This window comes from Escherichia sp. E10V5, from assembly GCF_004212315.1.
Classification (GTDB): Bacteria; Pseudomonadota; Gammaproteobacteria; order Enterobacterales; family Enterobacteriaceae; genus Escherichia.
Map to the genome: position 1 here is coordinate 22,209 of NZ_RHJM01000011.1, position 7,909 is coordinate 30,117.

Annotated in this window: 6 protein-coding genes; all 6 read right to left on the bottom strand. The window is 54.1% G+C overall.

Annotated elements, in window-relative coordinates; genetic code table 11:
- Positions 1–5: 5 nt before the first annotated feature.
- The gene (gene csiR / locus D9738_RS09490; RefSeq protein WP_130260075.1) at positions 6–665 is read right to left on the bottom strand and encodes a DNA-binding transcriptional regulator CsiR; all 660 of its coding nucleotides are present in this window, start codon (positions 663–665) and stop codon (positions 6–8) included.
- A gap of 20 nt (positions 666–685) precedes the next feature.
- Positions 686–2,086 carry a GABA permease gene (gabP, locus tag D9738_RS09495; protein WP_130260076.1) on the bottom strand — a complete coding sequence of 467 codons (1,401 nt, stop codon included), beginning with the start codon at positions 2,084–2,086 and terminating at the stop codon, positions 686–688.
- A 237-nt stretch (positions 2,087–2,323) separates the two neighbouring features.
- Positions 2,324–3,604 (bottom strand): 4-aminobutyrate--2-oxoglutarate transaminase, encoded by a 1,281-nt coding sequence (gabT, locus tag D9738_RS09500; protein ID WP_130260077.1) that lies wholly within the window; start codon positions 3,602–3,604, stop codon positions 2,324–2,326.
- A 13-nt stretch (positions 3,605–3,617) separates the two neighbouring features.
- Positions 3,618–5,066 (bottom strand): NADP-dependent succinate-semialdehyde dehydrogenase, encoded by a 1,449-nt coding sequence (gabD, locus tag D9738_RS09505; protein WP_130260078.1) that lies wholly within the window; start codon positions 5,064–5,066, stop codon positions 3,618–3,620.
- A gap of 22 nt (positions 5,067–5,088) precedes the next feature.
- Positions 5,089–6,357 carry an L-2-hydroxyglutarate oxidase gene (gene lhgO, locus D9738_RS09510; RefSeq protein WP_130260080.1) on the bottom strand — a complete coding sequence of 423 codons (1,269 nt, stop codon included), beginning with the start codon at positions 6,355–6,357 and terminating at the stop codon, positions 5,089–5,091.
- 19 nt (positions 6,358–6,376) lie between these two features.
- Positions 6,377–7,354: a glutarate dioxygenase GlaH gene (glaH, locus tag D9738_RS09515; protein ID WP_130260079.1), complete on the bottom strand. Its 978-nt coding sequence runs from the start codon at positions 7,352–7,354 to the stop codon at positions 6,377–6,379.
- Positions 7,355–7,909: the final 555 nt, after the last annotated feature.

Below are 7,909 nucleotides of genomic sequence, written 5' to 3' on the forward strand. Positions count from 1 at the left end.
GGCGGTTAGTCCGCCATCGCCTGCTGGATAATGGGAATCGGCGTCAGCAAATGCTGGCGCATTAACTCACTGGCGCGCGCGGTATCTCGCGCCAGGACGGCTTCGGTTAAAATTTGATGTTGGTTGTGTTTATCTTCCAGCATTTCCACGGAAAGTACCGTTCGCCGCAGCCAGATGAAGCGATAGCGCGCCGCCAGATCAAACAACCGTTCACGCATTTGCAGCAAATAGTGAGAACCACAGCCTGTCACAATTGCAGTATGAAACGCCTGATGACGCAAATCCCACTCATCAAGCATTTTCTCACTGGCGTCACAGGCCTCCAGCTTACTGAGCAGATGCGCTTTTGCGAGAACGTCTGCCTCCCACTCATCGCCACCGCGGGCAATCGCCAGACTCACTAGCATTGCTTCCATGTTGGCGCGGGCATCGAAAATATCGAGCAACTCCTGCTCTGACATCGAGGCTACCCGATACCCTTTTTGATTCACCACCGTGACCAGTCGTTCTGCCACCAGTTGCGAAAGCGCTTCCCGCAACGGCCCGACGCCAAGTGCATAACGCGATGTCAGCAAACTCATCCGTAATTTTTCATCCGGCTGAAAATTGCCGCGAATAATATCGTTCTTCAGCCAGCGATAGCCATCCAGAGACGTAATGGTCATGGTGTGACTCCTGATCATTATCAGCGCGTATTATGAATGGGTGTTTTTTGCCACATTATCAGCTTTTTCCAGCGAGCCATAATTGGCACGGTACAGATAATCCCTATCGCTAATAAGCCGGTGGAGATCACTTCTAACTGTTGCGCTGGACGGAATAGCATTACCACCAACACAAAAGTAATAAAGCCAATCACCAGCCAGGTGAGCCACGGATAAAGCCACATTCGCAGGCGAATTTCACCGCCTTCTGCCAGCAGGATTTTACGCATTCGTAATTGCGAAACGGCGATGACTAAATAAACCAGCAGGGCGATAGCGCCGGAGCTGTCGATCAGGAATTTAAACACTTTAGCAGGTGCGTAATAGTTCACTACCACCGTTAAAAATGCCGCACCGGTCGAGAGTAATACTGCCACGTACGGGGTTTTACTGCGGTTAATTTTACCCATTACCGCGGGCGCATCACCGCGACGGCTTAAGGAGTAGAGCATTCTTGACGCGGTATACAGCGCCGAGTTCAGGCAACTGGTTACCGACAGCAAAATAACGCAATCCATAATGAATTTGGCGTGCGGAATATTCAGCAGTTCCAGCACGGAACGGTAGGAGCCCACGGTTTTCAGTCCGGGCATATTCCACGGAATTAAGGCCACGACGACAAAAATAGAACACAAATAGAAAATAGAGATACGCCAGATAACCGAGTTGGTGGCGCGAACAATATGTTTATCCGGCGTGTCGGATTCTGCGGCGGCGATGGTGACAATTTCCGCGCCCATAAACGAGAACATGGTGATCAGCATCGCGCTTAATACCGCCCCGAAGCCGTTGGGCATAAAGCCGCCACTATCCCATAATCTTGAAATACCGCTCACTTCTGCATATGGGTAAAAACCGCTAATCGCCACTGCGCCGAGGAAAATAAATGCCAGGATGGCAATCACTTTGCATATCGCCAACCAGAACTCAAATTCTCCGTAGTTTTTAACGCTTAATAAATTACTGCCGGTTAAGGCGAGGGTGATAACGAGGGAAAATAACCAGATGGGAATACCGGGAACCCACGAGTGCAGGATCATGGCGGCGATGTTGGCTTCCAGAGGTATAACCAGTACCCAAAACCACCAGTACAGCCAGCCGATGGTATAGCCCGCCCAGCGGCCAATAGCTTTATCGGCATAGGTGGAAAAGGAGCCGGTGTCGGGCGTGGCTACTGCCATTTCCGCCAGCATCCGCATAATCATAACCACCAGTAGCCCGGCGAACAGATAGGCCAGCAATACCGCCGGGCCCGCTTCGGCGATGGCGACGCTGGAACCGACAAACAGACTTGCGCCGATAACACCGGCAATAGACAACATGGTGACGTGGCGTGACTTCAGCCCGCCGCCTAACTCATGTGGTTGCGATGATTGCCCCATCCTGAATCCTCTCGAAAGTGTGTCACTTGGGAGAGCGCCCCGACATTTCCCGCGTCGGGTCACGCGTATAATTGTTATTGATTCTTTTTGCCGGAGAGCGGCTCCGCCTTATCCGGCCAACATAGATTTATTCCTGTTCACGTACAGATTGTCGGATGCGGCGTAAACGCTTTATCCGACCTGGATCCCCGTAGGCCGGACAAGACGCAAAGCGTCGCTTCCGGCATGGGTACGGACTTACTGTTTCGCCTCAGCAAAACACTGGCTGATGATATCCAGACCCTGCAGGATCTGAGCGTCTTCAATGGTGAGCGGTACCAGGATGCGCAGCACGTTGTAATACGGGCCGCAGGAGAGAAGAATCAGGCCCTTATCGCGGGCGCGCGCCACGATCTCGGCGGTGAGTTTGGCGTCCGGTTTGCTATGATCGCCATCTTCAAATAGCTCGATGGCGATCATCGCCCCCAGCCCGCGTACGTCGCCGATCTCAGTGTGTTTTTCGGCGATCGCCAACAATCCGTCTTTTAGCTTCTGCCCCAGATCGTTGGCTTTTTGCAGCAGATTTTCCTGCTCGAACACCTTCAACACTTCCAGCGCCGCCACGCAGGCAATCGGGTTACCCGCATAGGTGCCGCCCAGCCCGCCCGGTGCGACAGCATCCATCACTTCCGCGCGCCCGGTGACGCCCGCCAGCGGGAAGCCGCCCGCGATGGATTTCGCAAAGGTGGTGAGATCGGGTGCCACGCCCATTTGCTCCATCGCAAACAGCGTGCCGGTACGTCCGGCGCCGCTCTGTACTTCGTCGGCAATCAGCATGATCCCGTGTTCGTCACACAGCGCGCGTAAACGTTGCATAAAGGCTGGCGTCGCGGCGTAGAAACCACCTTCGCCCTGAACGGGCTCAATCACGATGGCGGCGATATCTTCCGGCGCAGCGTCATTTTTGAAGATCCGGTGAATGCTGGCGATAGCGTCATCTTCACTGACGCCATGCAGCGGGCAAGGATAAAGCGCGCGATAAACATGGCCCGGCATCAGGCCCATCCCCGCAGAGTACGGATTCACCTTGCCGGTCAGCGCCAGCGTGTAATGCGTGCGCCCGTGATACGCGCCGCTAAAAGCGATGGTGCCGCTACGTTTGGTGGCGGCGCGGGCGATTTTCACCGCGTTTTCCACCGCTTCTGAACCCGTGGTGACCAGCAGCGTTTTTTTGGCGAAATCGCCCGGCACCTTCTGATTCATTATTTCGCACAGCTCCAGATACGGCTCGTAAGCCAGCACCTGGAAGCAGGTGTGCGACAGTTTTTTCAACTGCGCTTCCACCGCGGCAACCACCTTCGGATGCAGGTGTCCGGTGTTGAGCACCGCAATCCCGCCCGCGAAATCAAGATACTCACGGCCTTCAACGTCCCATACCCGGCAGTTTTCCGCACGGTCAGCGAAAATCGGGTGAATTTGTCCAACGCCACGAGGAACTGCCTGACTGCGGCGCTGCATTAACTCTTTATTGCTGCTCATTCGCATTCTCCAGTTAAAGACCGATGCACATATATTTGATTTCTAAGTAATCTTCGATGCCATACTTCGAACCTTCGCGACCCAGCCCTGAGGCTTTGATACCGCCGAACGGGGCCACTTCATTGGAAATAATGCCGGTATTGATGCCGACGATGCCGTATTCCAGCGCCTCGCCCACCCGGAAGACGCGGCTTAAATCACGGGCGTAGAAATAGGCGGCAAGGCCAAATTCGGTGTCATTGGCTTGCGCAATCACATCAGCTTCATCTTTAAAGCGGAATAGCGGGGCGAGGGGGCCGAATGTCTCTTCTTTCGACACTTTGGCGTTGGCCGGAACGTCCACCAGAATGGTCGGCTGGAAGAAGTTGCCGCCGCGTTCGTGCGCTTTACCACCGCAAACCACACGTGCGCCTTTCTCCAGCGCATCGGCAATATGCTCTTCCACTTTTGCTACCGCTTTTTCATCGATCAGCGGCCCGATGGTGACGCCTTTATCCAGCCCGTCGCCGATGTGCAGTTTGCTCACCGCCTGCTGCAATTTTTCGGCAAAGCGGTCATACACGCCGTCCTGCACGTATAAACGGTTGGCGCAAACGCAGGTTTGCCCGGCGTTGCGGAATTTCGAGGCCAGCGCGCCTTCCACGGCTTTATCGAGATCGGCATCGTCAAAGACGATAAACGGCGCGTTGCCGCCGAGCTCCAGCGACACTTTTTTGATGTCTTTCGCGCACTGTTCCATTAACTGGCGGCCAATTTCGGTCGAGCCGGTAAACGACAGTTTGCGTACCAGCGGGTTGCTGGTCAGTTCATTACCGACCGCGCCTGCCGAACCGGTGACCACGTTAAACACGCCAGCCGGAATGCCCGCGCGAATCGCCAGTTCCGCCAGTGCCAGCGCAGAGAACGGCGTCTGACTGGCGGGCTTCAGCACCATGGTGCAGCCTGCCGCCAGCGCCGGACCGGCTTTACGGGTAATCATCGCCGCCGGGAAGTTCCACGGCGTGATGGCGGCGGTAACGCCAATCGGCTGCTTGATCACAATCAGGCGCTTATCGGCCTGATGACCGGGAATGGTGTCGCCATAAATGCGTTTGCCTTCTTCGGCAAACCACTCAATAAAGGAGGCGGCGTAGCTGATTTCGCCTTTCGCTTCAGCCAGCGGTTTGCCCTGTTCGAGGGTCATCAGACGCGCTAAATCGTCCTGATGCTCCATCATCAAATTGAACCAGTTACGCAGAATGTTGGCGCGTTCTTTGGCGGTGAGCGCACGCCAGGCGGGCAGGGCGCGGTTGGCGGCGTCGATAGCCGCGCGGGTTTCATCAGCGCCCATTTTCGGCACGCTACCCAGCTTGTCGCCGTTCGCCGGATTGGTAACGTCGATGACCCCGCCATTGTTGGCGTCCAGCCATTCCCCGTTAATCAACGCCTGCTGGCGGAATAAGTTACTGTCGTTAAGTTTCATCGCTACATCCTGTTTTCAAAGGTTATTGATTAAACGCGGCGTGTAAGGCATCCACACTACGTGCCGCTCGCAGCGTGCGTCCGGGGTTACTCTGGCTTGCCAACAGCGTTTGTACCTTGCTGACAATATGCGCACCAATAGGAATTGCTGATGTCGCTGCCGGGGAGGGCGCATTGCAGGTGTGGATCGTGCGCGGGGTGGTGACAAACAGAAAATCGTCAATCAGCTTGCCGTCCGGCGATACCGCCTGAGCCCGCACACCGGCAGGCCAGGGCTGGAGATCGCTTAACGAAAGCCGGGGACAATACTTTTGCACCAGCCGCAGATAGCCGCTTTTGCACAGCGAGTTTTTCATCTCGCCCAGTCCTGAGCGTAGATGGTTTTGCAGCACCCGGCGAATCCCCGACGAGCCCAAAATCTCCAGCGTGTCGCTAAATGAGAAGTCGCGCTTGCGATAGCCTTCGCGTTTGAACGCCAGCACCGCGTTTGGCCCGACGGTGACGCTGCCGTCGATCATGCGGGTGAGATGCACGCCCAAAAACGGCATTGCCGGATCGGGAATGGGGTAAATCAGGTGGTTAACAATGTGGTTATGCTCCGGCGCAAGGCGGAAATACTCGCCGCGGAACGGGCAGATAATAAAGCCTGGTTCGAGGCCGAGCATTTTCACCAGCCGGTCAGCCATCAGCCCGGAACAGCTAATCAGCGTCGATGCTTCATATTCGCCGCCCTGGCGGGTATGTATCACCACGCCGTTTTTATGCTCATTAAGGCCGCTGACTTCGGCGTTATAGATAATCTCACCGCCTCTGGCCTGGAAGATTTTTGCCATCGCCGCCGTCACTTCGCGGTAGCTGACAATACCGCTGGACGGCACAAAAATGCCGCCGAGCCCGGTGATATTCGGTTCGCGCTCGCGCAGTTCGTCGGCGTTTAACCACTCGCGCTCGATACCGTTCGCCGCCGTGCGTTCCCATAAGGCGCGCATCCTTTCCATTTCGAGATCGGACGTGGCAACCAGCATCTTGCCGCAGTTGTCGTAGCGAATGCCGTTTTGATCGCAAAAGGCTTTGGTGGCGCGGTTTCCCGCCAGGCAAAACTGCGCCTTCAGGCTGCCGGGCGTGTAATAGACCCCGGCATGGATCACGCCGCTGTTGTGGCCCGTCTGGTGACAGGCCGGGCCGGACTCTTTTTCCAGCAACGCAATGCGGGCGTCCGGATAGACATCAATCAGTTGCATGGCGGTCGACATGCCGATGATGCCGCCGCCAATAATCACAAAATCATACATCCGCTCAATTCCTTTGCGCTTACTGATGCGTCTGGTAGTGGTTAGTGGCGTAAGCGAAATAGCCACGCTGGCGCATCAGTTCGCGACGCAGATCCGGATGCGCGGTAAAGCGGTCGCGACCGTGCAGCCAGAACAGATTGTTAATCAACAGGAATTTGCCAACGGGAACGGGCACAGAAAGAATGCCTTTGCTGGTTTCAATGGCATCGGAAAGCTCGCTCAACCACACGCCTTCTTCGAAGTCTTTCGGCTGGACGAACTGGTCGATATAACGCATCACCGGGCGACCCTGCTGATCGACGTCGAACACCGGATGGAAAACATCTTTGCTGACGTTTTTACTCGGCGGCGCGGCAAAGCGCATTGGGCGACGCGCCAGCGGGTGGCGGAAATAGTGGTCCAGATGTTCCCAGTCATCGAGATGCAGCAGCAGCGAATTTCCGCCCTGCATGTTTTGCTCATCGATTTTCATCATCAGCACGTAATCGGTGATTTCTTCAACGTAGGTACCGTCGTTATGCAACTCCATCACACGGTGCGGCTGACGCAGATAGCTGTCTGAGTTATCGACATTTTTCACTACGAAACGCGCGTAATACTGACCGCTCATGGCATCGAAATTGGAACGACCAATCAGATGCGCCACCGCCGTTGCCAGCTTCACCATCTCATCTGCCTGCGCGACATCATCGACACCCACCGCATTGATCAACAGCGCACCTTCAGCGCGGTTTAGCAGCGTCTTCAACAGTAACGGTTGCAGCTGGTTCGCACAGAGATCGTCAAGAATTTTACCCACCCGAAAACGCAGAAACGATTTGTACTCCAGCGCCTGCACGGGCCACTCGGCAACCTGCTCGAGGAACTGTTTGGTCGTCTGTTCGGTGAAGGTGAGTTCCAGTAGACGCGGGGATTGCGCCGACGGGGTGAGGGTGAATCCGCTATAGTCTTGGCCTGAATCGACAGTGTTATTTTGTACGGCGGTCAGTGCATTCATCAGAAGCGATCCTCTTATGAGATGTAGGGTGACATGGCGATGCTCATTTCGTAGCCATAATATAAAAATATCTACATTTCTGAAAAATGCGCACAAAAGTTACATATTGTTTTCTTATTGTGATCAAAAACAACAAATCAATAACAAAAATGTAAGGGGTAAGAATGGGGATGAAAGGGAATGAATAATTAAAACAATATATTAAGTGTACTTATACTCATTTTCGAACTGGTGGCATTTGTTTAAATGCTATTTAAACTGCTTTTTCAGAGTTCGGAGTTACTTCAACTTACTGAGTTCCGTGTTGACTAATGTGAGTAAGATCAATCGCATCCAACCGATGTTACTTGATGGCATCGATAACAATCTTAATGAACAAACAGATTCCGGGAAGACTGGCTATGGAGGCTAATTTTTCTCTTTCTGGCAACGGGTTAATGACAGTTACCATTTTTCGAGAATCTGATACTGATCTGAGGGATGCTGTATATGTCTGGACTGTAATTGAATGGGGTTTACACACGATGGAATCTGGATGACTAGTCCTGATATAAG

Excerpts from the sequence above, each read along its gene's own strand:
- csiR (WP_130260075.1), bottom strand. The coding sequence starts at position 665 with ATGACCATTACGTCTCTGGATGGCTATCGCTGGCTGAAGAACGATATT.
- gabP (WP_130260076.1), bottom strand. The coding sequence starts at position 2,086 with ATGGGGCAATCATCGCAACCACATGAGTTAGGCGGCGGGCTGAAGTCA.
- gabT (WP_130260077.1), bottom strand. The coding sequence starts at position 3,604 with ATGAGCAGCAATAAAGAGTTAATGCAGCGCCGCAGTCAGGCAGTTCCT.
- gabD (WP_130260078.1), bottom strand. The coding sequence starts at position 5,066 with ATGAAACTTAACGACAGTAACTTATTCCGCCAGCAGGCGTTGATTAAC.
- lhgO (WP_130260080.1), bottom strand. The coding sequence starts at position 6,357 with ATGTATGATTTTGTGATTATTGGCGGCGGCATCATCGGCATGTCGACC.
- glaH (WP_130260079.1), bottom strand. The coding sequence starts at position 7,354 with ATGAATGCACTGACCGCCGTACAAAATAACACTGTCGATTCAGGCCAA.